This is a genomic window from Ruegeria sp. SAZA006 (assembly GCF_059613465.1).
This window is the reverse complement of the sequence record NZ_JBXWSO010000006.1, coordinates 128,568-143,524: the sequence shown is the minus strand read 5'-3', so window position 1 is coordinate 143,524 and position 14,957 is coordinate 128,568. Positions and strand designations below refer to the sequence as shown.

Here is a 14,957-nt window from a genome sequence, read left to right as displayed (position 1 = left end):
GCCTATCACGCGCCGGTCTTACATGGGCAAAATGACGGTGAACACCGCGCCCTTTCCCAAATCACTTTCCACCCGCAACCGGCCGCGGTGGCGGTTGATGATGTGCTTGACGATAGCCAGGCCCAGCCCCGTACCCCCCAGTTCGCGCGAGCGATGGCTGTCGGCGCGGTAAAACCGTTCGGTAAGCCGGGGCAGATGAACCGGGTCAATGCCCGGCCCCTTGTCGATGACCCTCACCCGGGCGGCCGGCCCCCGGATGGCGGTATCCTGATCAGAGACCGACACTTGCACATCCACACTGCCACCGCTGCCACCATATTTGATTGCGTTTTCAACAAGGTTTGTGAAAACCTGCCGCAACTGGTCATTGTCGCCCGGAAGGCGAACGGGGTTATCCGGGGCGCTCAGGGTCAGGGAAACACCCGCGTCATCAGCCAAGGGGCGTAGCGTCTCGAGCGTCACGTGCAGCAGCTCGATCAGTTCGATCTGCTGCCTTGGCCGAATGCGCTCTTCGCTTTCGACCCGATTCAACGACAACAGGTCACCAACCAGACGATTCATCCGGTTGGCCTCGGATGTCATGATCTTCAGGAATCTGTCCCGGGCGGCCGCGTCATCCTTCGCTGGTCCTTGCAAGGTCTCGATGAATCCCATCAGAGCGGTCAGTGGGGTACGAAGTTCGTGGCTGACATTGGCAACGAAGTCACGACGCATCTGGCTGGCCTGCTCGAGGTGGGTCACATCCATGAACGTTGCCAGAACCGCGCCACCGGAAACCGCGCCGACGCCCTGCATGTACCGACAGTGGACCTGAAACGCAGTGTCCTGTGCGCCGTCGTTCGCCAGATGCCGGCTGTTGGCCGGCCCCTTGCTTCGCAAGCTCTTCTCCATCGCTTCGATGACCTGCGGCTGTCGCAGGATCGTCGCAAAATGGCGACCGTCGATGTTTCGACCCAACAGCGCACGCGCATCCGCGTTCGAAGCGATGATCCGCTCGGTCTGATCGACCATCAATGCGGGCATCGGCAAGGCAGAGACGACTTCGGCAAGCAATTCGTTGCTCATGACCGGTTCACAGGACCTATGCGCCGGGCGAAACGGGCGCCAGCGTTTCCCGGAACTTGCGCATGTTCTCTTGATAGTGGAGCGCGCTGAACGTGATCCGCTGAGCCGCCGCCTCGTCCAGTTGCCGGACCACCTTGCCCGGGGCTCCCATCACCAGCGAGTTGTCGGGGATCTCCTTGCCTTCCGTGATCAGGGCCCCTGCCCCGATCAGGCAGTTCCGGCCGATCTTCGCGCCGTTCAAAACGATGGCCCCCATACCAATCAGGCTGTTGTCACCGATGGTGCAGCCATGCAGCATCACTTTGTGGCCGATGGTGCAATTCTTCCCGATCGTCAGCGGAAATCCGGCGTCGATATGCATCACGCAGTTCTCCTGCACGTTGCTGCCCTCGCCCACGCGGATTTCTTCGTGATCGGCGCGGATCGTGCACCCGAACCAAACAGATGCACCTTGTTCCAGGACGACTTTGCCGATCAGGTTCGCGTCCGGTGCAACCCAGCTGTCTTCGTGAATCTGCGGGACGTCCTGTCCCAATGCGTAAATGGTCATGACATGCTCTCGAATTCGTATTGCAGGGCGCGGACGTGATCCTGCAACCGGGGCTGCTGAATACGGCGCATCCGCTCGGCGCTGACGATCGTCTTCAGCTTTTCCTCGGTTGTGGCCAGATCGTCATTGATCAACACATAGTCGTAGTAGCCCCAATGGCTGATTTCGTCCCAGCTTTTCATCATGCGCTTGGAAATGACGTCGGCGCTGTCCTGACCGCGGGTTTCAAGCCGGCGGCGCAGCTCTTTGATCGATGGCGGTAGAATGAAAATGGACAACGCATGTTTGCCCAATTCCGAATTCCGGATCTGCACTTCACCCTGCCAGTCCACGTCAAACAGCACGTCCCGCCCGCTCTGGATCGCTTCGCGCACTGGACCAGCTGGTGAGCCGTAGAAATTGCCGAACACATGGGCATGTTCCAGCATCTGCCCGTTTGATACCTGCTGGCGGAAATCATCTTCGCTAAGAAAATAGTATTCGCGTCCATGTTCCTCACCCGGGCGCGGGGCGCGTGTGGTGGCCGAGATCGAAAACTCGAGTTCGGTGTCCCACTCCATCAGGCGACGGGCCAAAGTGGATTTCCCGGCACCCGAGGGCGACGACAGGATGATGAGTAGACCGCGGCGATCCGCCATTACGCTTTCCCTTGCTTATTCAACATTTTGCACCTGCTCTCTCAACTGGTCGATCACCGCCTTCAACTCCAGACCGACTGATGTCAACTCCGAGTTCTGGGATTTGGAGCACAGCGTGTTGGCCTCGCGGTTGAACTCCTGCATCAGGAAATCCAACTTGCGGCCGACCGGGGCCTCCTGCTCCAGCAGTGCGCGCGCGGCTACGACATGCGCGGCCAGGCGGTCCAGTTCTTCGGTGATATCCGCTTTGACCGCGATCAGGGCCAACTCCTGCGCCACCCGGTCGGGATCAGCGCCCTGGCTGTTTTCCATGACCCGCGCTAGGTTCTGGCGCAGAGTGTCGGCCATGGCTTCCTTGCGCCGCTCGGCCAACTCGGTGGCCTGCTCGGTCAGGGTCTGGATCTGATCCAACTGGGCAGACAGGACGGAAGCCAGGGCTTGCCCCTCATCCCGGCGCATTTCCACAAACTCGGCCAGCAGACTGCCAAATTCGGATTTCAGCGCCTCGACCAGCGGCGCGGGATCGTCGTCCTCGGCTGCCGCGTCCAGCATCCCCTTGAGCATCAGCAGATCGCTGGCCTTTGACGGTGCAAGCGCGACACCCTTGTTGACCGCCAATTCCTCGGCATGCGCCAACGCATCCAGCGCAGCGCTCATTGCGCCTTCGTTCAGCTTCAACTCGGCAGCGGTTTCTTCGCGGGCGACGCGCAGGCTCAGCGTCACGTTGCCCCGGCTGATCTGTTTGGACATATCCGCGCGCAGCGCAGCCTCAAGCCCCGTCAGCCAGTCCGGCACCCGCAACCGCATGTCCAGGCCCTTGCCGTTGACACTGCGCAGTTCCCAGCTCCAGCTGTGCGGCCCCAATGCGCCCTTTCCGGATGCAAAACCGGTCATGGATTTGATCATGCCTGCCCTTTCCCGCTGCTGCGAAGCCTTGTTCTGCTGCACCTAAAGCTATCGTACCCCATAGGGCAAGACCTTGCCGGATGTGCAATTCAACGCAAGAAGTTAACCATTCCTTAAAGATTTGGTCCAAAATTGAATAAACCCGTGTCAATCTGTCAGTCGAAGGTTGGGTCGGCCGCTATCGCTTTGCATGGCGCACGGACCGGATGGCCGCCAATCGACACGAGGTGCATGGTAATGAAAACCTTCTTCTGGAATGGTTCCGGGTCGAAAGCTGGAAAGATCATCGCAATGGATCGCTTTGACAGTGGGCGCAGTCTGTCCCCCATCCGTCAGGCTGAAGCGTATTGGACCGCGCTGCTGAGCGGCGACGGCGTTCCCAAGCGTTCCCAGATCGACCCACGCGGCCTCGAAAGCATTCTGGAATACACATTTATTCTGGAACGCATCGCGCCTGGCCTCGCCCGGTTTCGACTGGCGGGAAGTCATCTGAACAAGATAGCGGGGATGGAGGTGCGCGGAATGCCCCTGACCGCCTTCTTTGATCCCAGCGCCCGTGATCAGGTGTCAGAGGCGCTGGAAGAGGTGTTCGCCGCTCCGGCGATCGGTGAGTTCAGCCTTTATTCAAAAGGCAAGCTCGGCCGGACGCGGCTGCAGGCCCGCATGATCCTGTTGCCCCTCAGAAGCGATCTGGGTGATGTCAGCCGAGTGCTGGGTGTGATGGTCAGCGATGGTACGATCGGCGCTACGCCGCGCCGGTTCGGAATCGAGGACACTCGGATCCGCGCACTGGTGAACATTCAGGATCAGGCCCACAACAGCCGGCCTGTCGAGGCGGGCTTTGCCGAGGATCAGGCCGATTTCAAGAGACCGGCGAAACACCTGCGGCTAGTATTCTCTCGCGACGAGTGAAAAGCAGAACGGCGGACCCGAGGGCCCGCCGTTTGCGTTTCAATCCGACATGCCTCAGCTTGCCGCGCGGTCCTTTCGGTCACGGCGCAGGTTGGTCAGCTCTTCAGCAACCAGGAACGCCAGCTCCAGCGACTGCGACGCGTTCAGGCGCGGGTCGCAGGCGGTGTGGTAGCGGTCCGACAGATCCTCTTCGCTGACGGCGCGGACGCCGCCGGTGCATTCGGTCACGTCCAGACCGGTCATCTCGAAATGCACGCCGCCGGGGATCGTGCCCTCGGCCTGATGCACGCCGAAGAAATCCCGCACCTCGCGCAGGACCGATTCGAACGGACGGGTCTTGTAGCCGGTGGCCGACTTGATCGTGTTGCCGTGCATCGGGTCGCAGACCCAGGTCACCTTGGCGCCCTCTTCCTTGACGGCCTTGATCAGACGCGGCAGATGCTCGCCCGCCTTGCCCGCGCCAAAGCGCGCGATCAGGGTCAGGCGGCCTTCTTCGTTGTCCGGGTTCAGCTTGGACATCAGAACCTTGAGGTCCTCGGCCGTTGTGGTCGGCCCACATTTCAGACCAATCGGGTTCAGCACACCGCGGCAGAATTCGACATGCGCGCCGTCAGGCTGACGGGTGCGGTCGCCGATCCAGATCATGTGGCCCGAGCCGGCCAGCCATTTGCCCGAAGTCGAATCCAGTCGCGTCAGCGCCTCTTCGTATTCCAGCAACAGCCCTTCGTGGCTGGTGTAGAACTCGACGGTCGAGAATTCATGGGTGGTATCCGCGGTGATGCCGGCGGCCTCCATGAAGTCGATCGTGTCCTGAATGCGGTCGGCAATCTCGGAATATTTCTGCACATCCTGTTCGTTGGTAAAGCCCAAGGTCCAGGAATGCACACGGCTCATGTCCGCGAAACCGCCGGTCGAGAACGCGCGCAGCAGGTTCAGAGTGGCTGCAGCCTGGGTATAGGCCTGCAGCATCTTTTCCGGGTTCGGGATACGCGCTTCGGGCGTGAAGGCCAGCTCGTTGATGATATCACCACGGTAGCTGGGCAGTTCCACGCCATCGACCACCTCGGTCGGCGCGCTGCGCGGCTTGGCGAACTGGCCGGCCATACGGCCCACTTTGACCACCGGAACCTTGGCACCATAGGTCAGAACCATCGCCATCTGCAGCATCACCTTGAAGGTGTCGCGGATCGCATCGGCGCTGAACTGGTCGAAGCTTTCGGCGCAGTCCCCACCCTGCAGCAGGAAGGCCTCGCCACGGCCGGCCGCGCCCAAATGCTGTTTGAGACGTCGGGCCTCGCCCGCAAAAACCAGCGGGGGATACTGCGAAAGCTTGGCCTCGACTTTGGCCAGCGCGGCCGCGTCGGTATAGTCTGGCATCTGAACCCGCGGCTTGCTGCGCCAGTTCGTTTTTTGCCACTCGGTCATAGCTTTGATCTCCGCTGAGGTAATTCAGGTGGTCTCTATACAAAATCCATAGACCAGAGACCATATCCGATTTGCGCCTCTTGACGTCGGAAACAAGCTTTGAGCATGGTGTCGGTCAAATTCGCCGCAGGCCTCGGGCCTCGGCCCGCCGAATCAAGGACAGTTCGCCATGCAAGAGCAACGCCAAGTTGTCACTGTGGACAAGCGCGCGGCCAAGCCGCTCAATTTCGTATTCGTGTTGCTCGACAAGTTTTCGTTGCTGTCTTTTGCCTCGGCACTGGACAGCCTTCGGATTGCAAATCGTATGGCGGATCAGCAGATCTATACCTGGTCGCTGGCCGGCGAAGGCGGAGAGGTCGTCACCTGCTCGGCCGGCACGACGTTCGAGCTTGACCGCGACCTGGACGAACTGCAGCGGGACGAGGTGATCCTTGTTTGTGGCGGCGTCGATGTTCAGGCGGCGACCACCAAAAAGGTTCTGAACTGGCTGCGCCGCGAGGCCCGCAAAGGCCTGAAGATCGGTGGCTTGTGCACGGCGGCCTATACCCTTGCCAAGGCCGGCCTGCTGGACGGCAAGCGGGCCACCATCCACTGGGAAAACGCCGACAGCTTTGCGGAAGAGTTCGAAAATGTCGAACTGACGAAATCCGTCTTTCTGATCGACGGCAACCGGATGACAACGGCTGGTGGCACCTCGTCAATCGACCTGATGTTGAAGCTGATCGCCGATGATTACGGCGAGGAGTTGGCCAATGCGGTGGCCGACCAGATGATCTATTCCTCGATCCGCACCGATCAGGACACCCAGCGCCTGTCGACGCCCACGCGGATCGGCGTGCGTCACCCCAAGCTGAGCCAGGTCATCCTGATGATGGAGAAGAACATCGAGGAGCCAATTTCTCCCTCGATCCTGGCCAAGGATGTTGGCATGTCGACCCGCCAACTCGAACGGTTGTTCCGTCGGTATCTGAGCCGTTCGCCCAAGCGCTATTACATGGAACTGCGGCTGCACAAGGCGCGCAACCTGCTGATGCAGACCGACATGAGCGTGATCAACGTGGCCTTGGCCTGCGGTTTTGCCAGCCCCAGCCATTTCTCGAAATGCTACCGCGCGCATTACAACACCACGCCCTATCGCGAGCGTGGGACGCAGAGCGGGCGGCTGTCGGTCTGACGCCTAGAACATGCCCAGAATGGGCTCGGCGCGTGTGTTGATGCTGAACTGCAGAACTAGCACGCCGTCGTCGCGTTTATGCAAAAGAGCGTAATAGTAGAGATAGCTGTTCTTGTCGTTCCAGTAGATCGGCATTTCCTGCGCGAACCCGTTCTCAAGCTCGACCCGTTTGGCAACGTCGGCATTGGTCAGGTAGTACGGAAGAAGGTCACGTAGCTGCCCTTGCAGGACTTGCATCTGCTGCGGCGTGTATTCGTCGGCGCCGCCCAACCGGGTGATGACGTTCGAGAACTCGCGGTTCTTGATCTTGGTGTCGACGAAAGTTTCGTAATCGGCATAGGTCGGAAAGACCTCGTCGGCCGCGGCGGGAAGTGTCGAAAGGGACAAAAATATCGCTGCGAGAATGCGGAACATATTAATCCTCTTAGAAGTGTATCGCTGCACTCCTAGGACGAACGTGAAATCCTGTAAACTGCGCCCCGCCCGACCGAGATGAACCAGATCGCACCGTCCGGGGCCTGCGCGATGTCACGGACCCGTTCGGTCTCGGGGCCTTTGATCTGCTCGACCTCCCGCAACGGGTTTCCGGACAATCGTGCAATATAGTCGAATTTCAGCGAGCCCACGAAAATGTCACCGCGCCATTCGGGAAACATCCCGCCCGAATAGACCATCAAGCCCGACGGAGCGATGGACGGATCCCAATACAAGCGCGGCTGTTCCATTCCGGCCTTGCTGGTGCCTTCGCCAATCCTCTCTCCGGAATAATGCGTCCCGTAGGAAATGACCGGCCAACCGTAGTTGGCGCCGGGTTTCACAAGGTTCACCTCGTCCCCGCCCTTTGCGCCATGTTCCGATACCCACAACCGGCCGCTCGTATCAATAGCAGCGCCTTGCGGGTTGCGATGACCAAAGGACCAGATCTCGGGGCGGATGCCATCTTGCGCGACAAACGGATTATCCGCCGGGATCGAGCCATCGCGGTTAATCCGAATGACCGTCCCCATGTGGTTCGAGAGGTCCTGCGCGCTTGGCCTATCGCCACGATCCCCCAAAGTGATGAACAGCGTCCCGTCCTGCGCCTCGACCACACGCGATCCGAAATGCCGGCCGCCCGAGCCCCCGGGAACCGTTTCGAATATCACCTTCAGGTTGGTCAGCCGCTTGCCGTTCTCGGACAGGCGCGCCACTGCAACCGCCGTACCGGCCCCGCCGCTCTGCGGCTTCGAGAATGTGAGAAACACCTCTCTGGTGCGGTTAAACTCGCGGGCGATGGTTACGTCCAGCAGACCGCCCTGCCCCTGCGCCGCGACCTTCGGAACGCCCTGGACCTTGGTGGCCTTGCCATGACGCGCCAAAAGCAGCTGGCCGTCGCGCTCGGTGACCAAGAAACTGCCATCCGGCAGCAGGCCGATCGCCCAGGGCGTATCCAGACCCCCCAACATGGTCGTGACCGAGACCTCGCCTGCGGATGTCTTCAATGACTCGGCCCACGCGACGCTGCCGCAAATCATCAGAATGAGAATCGTGAAAACCCTGATCATATCTATCACTCCAATCCCGGTCAGAATGAGCCGCCCGGGAACCAAACCTTAGAAAACAAATAGAGTTGTTCAGCCAAAAGACACATTCCTGTTTGGACTTTTCTTTTCTGAACAGCTTGCCTAGGGTCTTGCTCAGAACGAATACGTTCCAACAAGGGAGTAACCTAATGAAAAAGCTGCTTACTGCGACTGCAGCAACCGCATTGCTGGCCGGTGCCGCAATGGCCGAAGACGTCAAACTGGGCGTTCTGTTCGGATTTACCGGGCCGATTGAATCGCTGGCCCCCGCAATGGGCGCGGGCGCCGAACTGGCAATCGCCGAAGTTACCGAATCCGGCAAGCTGCTGGGCGGCGCCACCGTGACACCGATGCGCGCCGATACCGGCTGCATCGACAACGGTCTGGCCACCTCGAACGGCGAACGCATGATCGCCGATGGCGTTGCCGGCATCATCGGCGGCGACTGTTCCGGTGTGACTGGCGCAATCCTGCAGAACGTCGCTATTCCGAATGGCATGGTCATGATCTCGCCGTCGGCGACCTCGCCCGGTCTGTCGACGATGGAAGACAACGGGCTGTTCTTCCGCACCGCCCCGTCGGATGCGCGTGAAGGTCAGGTTATGGCCGACATTCTGAAAGATCGCGGCATCAACTCGATCGCTCTGACCTATACCAACAACGACTACGGCAAAGGTCTGGCCGACGCGATCCAGTCGTCGTTCGAGGCCGTGGGCGGTGAAGTGACCATCGTCGCAGCACATGAAGACGGCAAGGCGGACTATTCGGCCGAAGTCGGCGCATTGGCCTCGGCGGGTGGTGACATCCTCGTGGTTGCCGGCTACCTGGATCAGGGTGGCCTGGGCATCATCCAGTCGGCCCTGGACAGCGGAGCATTCGACACGTTCGGTCTGCCGGGCGGCATGATCGGTGACTCGCTGCCTGCGAATGTCGGCCCTGATCTGGATGGATCGTTTGGTCAGATCGCCGGTTCGGGCGGTGAAGGCGCCGAGAAATATTTCGCCATGGCCGAAGCCGCGGGCTTTGACGGCTCGTCGCCCTATTCGCCTGAAAGCTATGACGCAGCCGCGCTGTTCATGCTGGCCATGCAGGCCGCAGGGTCGGCCGATCCCGCCCAATACGGTGGCAAGATCCTGGATGTGGCCAACGCCCCCGGCGAGAAGATCTATCCGGGTGAACTGGCCAAGGGTCTGGAACTGCTGGCCGCTGGTCAGGACATCGACTATGTCGGCGCTTCGGGTGTCGAACTGATCGGTCCGGGCGAAAGCGCTGGGTCCTACCGCGAGATCGAAGTGAAAGACGGCAAGAACGAGACCGTCAAGTTCCGTTGATCCGTTAGCTGACCGCATGATACCAAGCAGCCCGGGCCTTGTGCCCGGGCTGTTTCAATGACAAAAGGCGCCACCTTATCTTGGGGATGGGGCAACACGAAGAACCGCGAAAGCCGCGGACAGGGGAACACATGATCGTCGTCGAGGACGTGCACAAGCATTTCGGCGGTTTCCACGCGGTGGACGGGGCATCGCTGGAGATCGAAAAGGGCTCGATTACCGGCCTGATCGGTCCAAACGGGGCCGGAAAAACCACTCTTTTCAATGTGATCGCGGGCGTTCTGCCACCGACCAGCGGCAAGGTCTGGATGGACGGCGAAGACATCACCGGCCTGCCGCCCCATGATCTGTTTCACAAGGGGCTGTTGCGCACGTTCCAGATTGCGCACGAGTTCTCGTCGATGACATGCCGCGAAAACCTGATGATGGTCCCTGGTGGCCAATCCGGTGAATCGCTGTGGAACACATGGTTCGGCCGCAAGCGGATTGCGGATGAGGAACGCGCCCTGCGCGCCAAGGCCGACGAGGTGCTGGAGTTCCTGACCATCGAACATTTGGCCGACCACAAGGCGGGTCAGGTCTCGGGCGGCCAGAAAAAGCTGCTGGAACTGGGTCGCACGATGATGGTGGACGCCAAGATCGTTTTTCTGGATGAGGTCGGCGCAGGCGTCAACCGCACCCTGCTGATGACCATCGCCGATACGATCCTGCGTCTGAACAAGGAACGCGGCTATACCTTCGTCGTGATCGAACACGACATGGATTTCATCGGCAAGATCTGCGACCCGGTGATCTGCATGGCCGAGGGCAAAGTTCTGGCACAAGGCACGCTGGACGAGATCAAGGCCAACGAGCACGTCATCGAGGCCTATCTGGGTACTGGGCTCAAGAACAAAGACCAGTTGGAGGCCGGGGCATGAGCGACAATCCCTATCAGGACGACAAGGGCAACAAGGACGCCTCGATCACCAACGCGCATGGCATTGGCACGATGACGCCCGCCCATCGGGTCAGCGGAAAGACCCACCGGGTAGAAGGCGGTCCATTCCTGATCGGTGACACCATGACCGGCGGGTACGGCAAAGGCCCCGACATTCTGCACGATTGCACGATCGCCGTGGACAAGGGCGAAATCGCCGTGATCGTTGGCCCCAACGGCGCTGGTAAATCCACCGCGATGAAGGCCGTTTTTGGCATGCTGGACGTGCGCGCCGGATCGGTGCGGCTGGATGGCGAGGACATCACCAACCTCAGCCCCCAGGACCGGGTGATCAAGGGCATGGGCTTTGTACCCCAAACGCAGAACATTTTCACCTCGATGACGGTTCAGGAAAACTTGGAAATGGGCGCGTTCATCCGCACGGACGATTTCTCGGACACGATGGAACAGGTGTTCGAGCTGTTCCCGATCCTGAGAGACAAACGCAACCAGGCGGCGGGCGAGCTCTCGGGCGGACAGCGCCAGCAAGTGGCCGTCGGCCGCGCGCTTATGACCAAGCCGAAGGTGTTGATGCTGGACGAACCGACCGCGGGCGTTTCGCCGATCGTGATGGACGAGCTGTTCGACCGCATCATCGAAGTGTCGCGCACCGGCCTTCCGATCCTGATGGTCGAGCAGAATGCTCGCCAGGCACTTGAGATCGCCGACAAGGGTTATGTGCTGGTCCAGGGGCGCAACGCATACACGGGAACCGGCAAGGAACTGCTGGCGGACGAGGAAGTACGCAAGTCGTTTTTGGGCGGCTAACCGACGCTTTTCAGAAATCGGTTTTTCATGGGGCCAGTCGAGATTCTCGACTGGCCCTTTTGCTTGATCGCATTGCGCAAAATTGAAGGCCAGAAGATGGCAACCGGTGTTTCCGGCCACACCCTTGTTCCCGAAAAACCTTATTAGGCATCTGAAAAATATGAATTATTTCTTGTCACCCCACCGTAGCAAAAAGCCTGTGGAAATTCCCGGAATGCCAATCTGCTGCTTTAATCAGGTCAAATTTCAAAAATATCGCTGCGCCCGAACCACTACACCAATCCCCGAAACGCGCCCCGGTTGGGGGCACAGAAATTGGAAGTCAAAATGAAGAAATGGATGATCGCCGCACTGGTCGCACACTTGGCAACTGGCGCTGTGGCTCAGCAACGCGAGTTTGTGTGCATATCGGAAATTGATGGAACCGAATACCGGCTGACACGGCTTGAAGGCGAGCAAAAGGGATCGGTCAAATTCGGTGACACGACAGGGGATGCTCAGGTGTTTCCTGGCCTGAACAACATGACGTTCATCCTGGCGACCGAACAGCATGTCATGACCTTCTTCGTCAAAAGCCCGGATCTGTCCTACAACCTGTCCATTCGCCGTCCGGTCCTTCAGAATGACCGCGGCCAATGCACGGAAACCGGTGCCTAGCCCCGCAATCATCTGTGATTTCAGGCCGCGCCCCACATGGTGGCGCGGTCTTTTTCTTTCGGGGATCAGCAGACGGTTGGAGCGCGCGTGATCAATGTTCGCCAAACCGCATAAAAACATGCACAAAGCCGCAAAAATCATGCTCCAAATTGTTGTGTCTTTCGTCGGCGTCGTGCCATAAAGCCGCACCCGGACAGTGAGAAGAACATAATGGACCTACTGAATGCGCTTGTTGCGCTTGCGAACTTTGTGATCGTGCCTGCGGTTGCCTATGGCAGCCAGTTGGCACTTGGGGCGCTGGGGGTCACCCTGATCTACGGCATCCTGCGATTTTCCAACTTTGCCCACGGGGATACGATGGCCTTCGGCGCAATGATCGCCGTGCTGGTCACCTGGGGTCTTCAGGCGGCAGGGATCGGGTTCGGGCCCCTGCCGACGGCGCTTCTGGCGCTTCCGTTTGCGATCCTGGGGTGCATCCTTCTGGTGCTGATCACCGACAGGCTGGTCTATCGTTTCTATCGCGAGCAAAAAGCCAAACCTGTGATCCTGGTGATCGTATCCATGGGTGTGATGTTCATCATGAATGGGCTGGTGCGTTTCATCATCGGCCCCGATGACCAACGGTTCTCGGATGGGGCTCGGTTCCTGATTTCTGCGCGGGATTTCAAAAAGATGACCGGGCTGGATGAGGGGCTTGCGATCAAAACCTCGCAGGGCATCACCGTGATCGTCGCCGTCGTTGCCGTAGCCTTGCTGTTCTGGTTCCTCAACAAGACCCGCACTGGTAAGTCGATGCGCGCTTATTCCGACAACGAGGATCTGGCCTTGTTGTCCGGCATCAACCCGGAACGTGTGGTGATGATCACCTGGATCATCGTTGCGGCGCTGGCCACGACGGCCGGGGTTCTCTATGGGCTGGACAAGAGTTTCAAGCCGTTCGTCTATTTCCAACTGCTTCTGCCGATCTTTGCCTCTGCTATCGTGGGCGGATTGGGCAACCCGATTGGGGCGATCGCAGGCGGATTCATCATCGCCTTTTCCGAAGTCACGATCACTTATGCCTGGAAGAAGGTGCTGACCTACCTTGCCCCGGAAAGCCTCGAACCTTCGGGCCTGGTGCAGTTCCTGTCCACCGATTACAAATTCGCCGTCAGCTTCGTCATTCTGCTGATCGTGCTTCTGTTCAAGCCAACGGGTCTGTTCAAGGGGAAAGCGGTATGAACGAAGCAGTCAAAAACACCCTGCTTTTCGTGATTGTCGGCGGGCTGATCCTGCTGACCGGTTTCGTCCAAAGCTGGAACACGGCGATCCTGATTCTGAACATGGGTCTGATTTCCGCGATCATGGCGATCGGTGTGAACCTGCAATGGGGCTTTGCCGGACTGTTCAATGTCGGCGTCATGGGTTTTGTCGCGCTGGGCGGACTTGCGGTTGTGCTGGTCTCGACCCCGCCGACACCCGGAGCCTGGTCCGCAGGCGGGTATGGGATCGTGCTGGCGCTTCTGCTGGGGGCAGCGACCGTTGTCGCAGCCGTGATGGCCGCGCAAAAAATGCCCAAGGGCCGGGCACGAACGCTGGCGATCATCGCAATCCTCGTCGTCGGATTCTTCGTCTATCGCGCGGTGTTCGACCCGAGCATCGCTGCCGTCGAAGCCATCGACCCAGCCATTGCCGGAAATATCGGCGGGCTGAATCTTCCGGTGCTGCTTGCATGGCCGGCGGGTGGCCTGTTGGCCGCGGGCGCTGCCTGGCTGATTGGCAAGACGGCCTTGGGTCTGCGCTCGGACTATCTTGCGATTGCCACGCTGGGTATCGCCGAGATCATCATTGCGATCATGAAAAACGAGGACTGGCTGGCCCGAGGGGTCAAGAACGTCTACGGCATTCCCCGCCCTTCACCTATCGTAGGCTATGAGATTGATCTGCAGAGCGATCCGACCTTCGTCGAACGCGCAGCCTCATTTGGGCTGGACCCGGTGACTGCTTCGACCCTGTGGGTGAAACTGGGTTATGCATTCCTGTTTCTGATCGTGCTTCTCATCCTGCTCTGGATGGCTCAGATGGCGCTCAAAAGCCCGTGGGGCCGCATGATGCGCGCGATCCGCGACAACGAGGTTGCAGCCGAAGCCATGGGCAAGGACGTCACCCGTCGCCATCTGCAGATCTTCGTTCTGGGCTCGGCCATCTGTGGCATTGCCGGGGCGATGATGACGACGCTGGACGGGCAGCTGACACCAAGCGCTTACCAACCGCTCCGGTTCACCTTTCTTGTTTGGGTGATGGTGATCGTCGGTGGTTCCGGCAACAATTTCGGCTCAGTCCTGGGAGCCTTTCTGATCTGGTTCCTGTGGGTCGAGGTCGAACCGATCGGTCTGTGGCTTATGAACCTGATCACTTCCAGCATGCCGGACGGCAGCGCGTTGAAGGCCCACCTGATCGAAAGCACGGCACATATGCGCCTGTTTACGATGGGGCTTATCCTGCTGATTGTTCTCAGATTCAGCCCAAGGGGCCTGATCCCCGAGAAGTAGACATCTTTCATCACGAAACCGTCAGGCCGCGCCATGCAAATGGCGCGGTTTCTTGATTGCGGCTTGAAAAATCAATAGACGCATTCACACACTATCAACCATACCGGCGCATATTGTTCAAAAGACCACTCACCTGATGCGCCGTTCGTAACGAGTAAACTCTGACCCAGAAGAAAAGCTTTTTGCACCATGAAGACTTCCACAAAGAAAATTGCCCTTATGGTTCCGGTCCTGGCTGTTGTGGCCGGATGTATCCCAAGCCCCCGTGAACTGGAAACCACACCCGTCCAGGTACAGACGCCCAAGGGCGTCGTGACTTGCCAACTGTATCGCCAGGATCGGGTTGACTGGGATCGCGCGATTGATTTCCCGGCCACCAAGATGTCGGTTCCCGAAGCTGACGCCTATTGTCAGCAGGAAGGACAGCGGCGCCTCAAGCGCTGATGCGGCACGCCCCGC

16 protein-coding genes are annotated in these 14,957 nt (G+C 59.4%); 9 read left to right on the top strand and 7 right to left on the bottom strand.

Features of this window, described 5'->3' with window-relative positions; genetic code table 11:
- Positions 1 to 18: 18 nt before the first annotated feature.
- From AC2FNZ_RS07775 to AC2FNZ_RS07760, 4 genes are read right to left on the bottom strand one after another with little or no spacing between them, the layout of a single operon-like run.
- Positions 19 to 1,065 carry an ATP-binding protein gene (locus AC2FNZ_RS07775; protein ID WP_170600536.1) on the bottom strand — a complete coding sequence of 349 codons (1,047 nt, stop codon included), beginning with the start codon at positions 1,063 to 1,065 and terminating at the stop codon, positions 19 to 21.
- 16 nt (positions 1,066 to 1,081) lie between these two features.
- Positions 1,082 to 1,615 carry a gamma carbonic anhydrase family protein gene (locus AC2FNZ_RS07770; RefSeq protein ID WP_093962071.1) on the bottom strand — a complete coding sequence of 178 codons (534 nt, stop codon included), beginning with the start codon at positions 1,613 to 1,615 and terminating at the stop codon, positions 1,082 to 1,084.
- Positions 1,612 to 2,253, bottom strand: coding sequence for a guanylate kinase (gmk, locus tag AC2FNZ_RS07765; RefSeq protein ID WP_093962072.1), 642 nt, complete (start codon positions 2,251 to 2,253; stop codon positions 1,612 to 1,614). The genes AC2FNZ_RS07770 and gmk overlap by 4 nt, the downstream gene beginning before the upstream one ends.
- Positions 2,254 to 2,268: 15 nt before the next feature.
- A complete protein-coding gene (locus AC2FNZ_RS07760) occupies positions 2,269 to 3,159 on the bottom strand; it encodes a YicC/YloC family endoribonuclease (protein WP_496840107.1) in 891 nt (296 codons plus the stop codon).
- A gap of 237 nt (positions 3,160 to 3,396) precedes the next feature.
- Between AC2FNZ_RS07760 and AC2FNZ_RS07755 the strand changes: the two genes are divergently transcribed.
- Entirely contained in the window at positions 3,397 to 4,071 is a 675-nt protein-coding gene (locus AC2FNZ_RS07755; RefSeq protein WP_496840106.1) for a PAS domain-containing protein, read from the top strand.
- A gap of 54 nt (positions 4,072 to 4,125) precedes the next feature.
- On the opposite strand, the gene AC2FNZ_RS07750 is transcribed toward AC2FNZ_RS07755, so the two are convergent.
- A complete protein-coding gene (locus AC2FNZ_RS07750; RefSeq protein ID WP_093962074.1) occupies positions 4,126 to 5,496 on the bottom strand; it encodes a class II 3-deoxy-7-phosphoheptulonate synthase in 1,371 nt (456 codons plus the stop codon).
- A gap of 169 nt (positions 5,497 to 5,665) precedes the next feature.
- On the opposite strand from AC2FNZ_RS07750, the gene AC2FNZ_RS07745 reads away from it, so the two are divergent.
- Positions 5,666 to 6,670, top strand: coding sequence for a GlxA family transcriptional regulator (locus AC2FNZ_RS07745; RefSeq protein ID WP_093962075.1), 1,005 nt, complete (start codon positions 5,666 to 5,668; stop codon positions 6,668 to 6,670).
- Between the two features lie 3 nt (positions 6,671 to 6,673).
- Here AC2FNZ_RS07745 and AC2FNZ_RS07740 read toward each other — a convergent pair whose 3' ends face one another.
- Both AC2FNZ_RS07740 and AC2FNZ_RS07735 read right to left on the bottom strand, forming a co-directional pair.
- On the bottom strand, positions 6,674 to 7,084 hold the full coding sequence (locus AC2FNZ_RS07740; RefSeq protein ID WP_496840105.1) for a hypothetical protein: 411 nt from the start codon (positions 7,082 to 7,084) through the stop codon (positions 6,674 to 6,676).
- Between the two features lie 32 nt (positions 7,085 to 7,116).
- Entirely contained in the window at positions 7,117 to 8,214 is a 1,098-nt protein-coding gene (locus tag AC2FNZ_RS07735; RefSeq protein ID WP_496840104.1) for a PQQ-dependent sugar dehydrogenase, read from the bottom strand.
- Between the two features lie 167 nt (positions 8,215 to 8,381).
- Here AC2FNZ_RS07735 and AC2FNZ_RS07730 point away from each other — a divergent pair, with 167 nt between their 5' ends.
- The 7 genes from AC2FNZ_RS07730 to AC2FNZ_RS07700 all read left to right on the top strand — a co-directional run bounded on the left by AC2FNZ_RS07730 (position 8,382) and on the right by AC2FNZ_RS07700 (position 14,942).
- Complete coding sequence (locus tag AC2FNZ_RS07730; RefSeq protein WP_093962078.1) at positions 8,382 to 9,563, top strand: ABC transporter substrate-binding protein; 1,182 nt, start codon at positions 8,382 to 8,384, stop codon at positions 9,561 to 9,563.
- A gap of 131 nt (positions 9,564 to 9,694) precedes the next feature.
- Positions 9,695 to 10,483: an ABC transporter ATP-binding protein gene (locus tag AC2FNZ_RS07725; protein WP_093962961.1), complete on the top strand. Its 789-nt coding sequence runs from the start codon at positions 9,695 to 9,697 to the stop codon at positions 10,481 to 10,483.
- Positions 10,480 to 11,310 carry an ABC transporter ATP-binding protein gene (locus AC2FNZ_RS07720; protein WP_093962079.1) on the top strand — a complete coding sequence of 277 codons (831 nt, stop codon included), beginning with the start codon at positions 10,480 to 10,482 and terminating at the stop codon, positions 11,308 to 11,310. The genes AC2FNZ_RS07725 and AC2FNZ_RS07720 overlap by 4 nt, the downstream gene beginning before the upstream one ends.
- Before the next feature lie 327 nt (positions 11,311 to 11,637).
- Complete coding sequence (locus AC2FNZ_RS07715) at positions 11,638 to 11,967, top strand: hypothetical protein (RefSeq protein WP_093962080.1); 330 nt, start codon at positions 11,638 to 11,640, stop codon at positions 11,965 to 11,967.
- A gap of 210 nt (positions 11,968 to 12,177) precedes the next feature.
- On the top strand, positions 12,178 to 13,188 hold the full coding sequence (locus AC2FNZ_RS07710; protein ID WP_093962081.1) for a branched-chain amino acid ABC transporter permease: 1,011 nt from the start codon (positions 12,178 to 12,180) through the stop codon (positions 13,186 to 13,188).
- Positions 13,185 to 14,498, top strand: coding sequence for a branched-chain amino acid ABC transporter permease (locus AC2FNZ_RS07705; RefSeq protein ID WP_170338584.1), 1,314 nt, complete (start codon positions 13,185 to 13,187; stop codon positions 14,496 to 14,498). Before AC2FNZ_RS07710 ends, AC2FNZ_RS07705 begins: the two co-directional genes overlap by 4 nt.
- A 189-nt stretch (positions 14,499 to 14,687) precedes the next feature.
- Complete coding sequence (locus AC2FNZ_RS07700) at positions 14,688 to 14,942, top strand: hypothetical protein (protein ID WP_093962083.1); 255 nt, start codon at positions 14,688 to 14,690, stop codon at positions 14,940 to 14,942.
- Positions 14,943 to 14,957: the final 15 nt, after the last annotated feature.

Excerpts from the sequence above, each read along its gene's own strand:
- AC2FNZ_RS07715 (WP_093962080.1), top strand. The coding sequence starts at position 11,638 with ATGAAGAAATGGATGATCGCCGCACTGGTCGCACACTTGGCAACTGGC.
- AC2FNZ_RS07700 (WP_093962083.1), top strand. The coding sequence starts at position 14,688 with ATGAAGACTTCCACAAAGAAAATTGCCCTTATGGTTCCGGTCCTGGCT.
- AC2FNZ_RS07775 (WP_170600536.1), bottom strand. The coding sequence starts at position 1,065 with ATGAGCAACGAATTGCTTGCCGAAGTCGTCTCTGCCTTGCCGATGCCC.
- gmk (WP_093962072.1), bottom strand. The coding sequence starts at position 2,253 with ATGGCGGATCGCCGCGGTCTACTCATCATCCTGTCGTCGCCCTCGGGT.
- AC2FNZ_RS07720 (WP_093962079.1), top strand. The coding sequence starts at position 10,480 with ATGAGCGACAATCCCTATCAGGACGACAAGGGCAACAAGGACGCCTCG.
- AC2FNZ_RS07770 (WP_093962071.1), bottom strand. The coding sequence starts at position 1,615 with ATGACCATTTACGCATTGGGACAGGACGTCCCGCAGATTCACGAAGAC.
- AC2FNZ_RS07760 (WP_496840107.1), bottom strand. The coding sequence starts at position 3,159 with ATGATCAAATCCATGACCGGTTTTGCATCCGGAAAGGGCGCATTGGGG.
- AC2FNZ_RS07705 (WP_170338584.1), top strand. The coding sequence starts at position 13,185 with ATGAACGAAGCAGTCAAAAACACCCTGCTTTTCGTGATTGTCGGCGGG.
- AC2FNZ_RS07730 (WP_093962078.1), top strand. The coding sequence starts at position 8,382 with ATGAAAAAGCTGCTTACTGCGACTGCAGCAACCGCATTGCTGGCCGGT.
- AC2FNZ_RS07745 (WP_093962075.1), top strand. The coding sequence starts at position 5,666 with ATGCAAGAGCAACGCCAAGTTGTCACTGTGGACAAGCGCGCGGCCAAG.
- AC2FNZ_RS07750 (WP_093962074.1), bottom strand. The coding sequence starts at position 5,496 with ATGACCGAGTGGCAAAAAACGAACTGGCGCAGCAAGCCGCGGGTTCAG.
- AC2FNZ_RS07710 (WP_093962081.1), top strand. The coding sequence starts at position 12,178 with ATGGACCTACTGAATGCGCTTGTTGCGCTTGCGAACTTTGTGATCGTG.
- AC2FNZ_RS07725 (WP_093962961.1), top strand. The coding sequence starts at position 9,695 with ATGATCGTCGTCGAGGACGTGCACAAGCATTTCGGCGGTTTCCACGCG.
- AC2FNZ_RS07755 (WP_496840106.1), top strand. The coding sequence starts at position 3,397 with ATGAAAACCTTCTTCTGGAATGGTTCCGGGTCGAAAGCTGGAAAGATC.
- AC2FNZ_RS07740 (WP_496840105.1), bottom strand. The coding sequence starts at position 7,084 with ATGTTCCGCATTCTCGCAGCGATATTTTTGTCCCTTTCGACACTTCCC.
- AC2FNZ_RS07735 (WP_496840104.1), bottom strand. The coding sequence starts at position 8,214 with ATGATCAGGGTTTTCACGATTCTCATTCTGATGATTTGCGGCAGCGTC.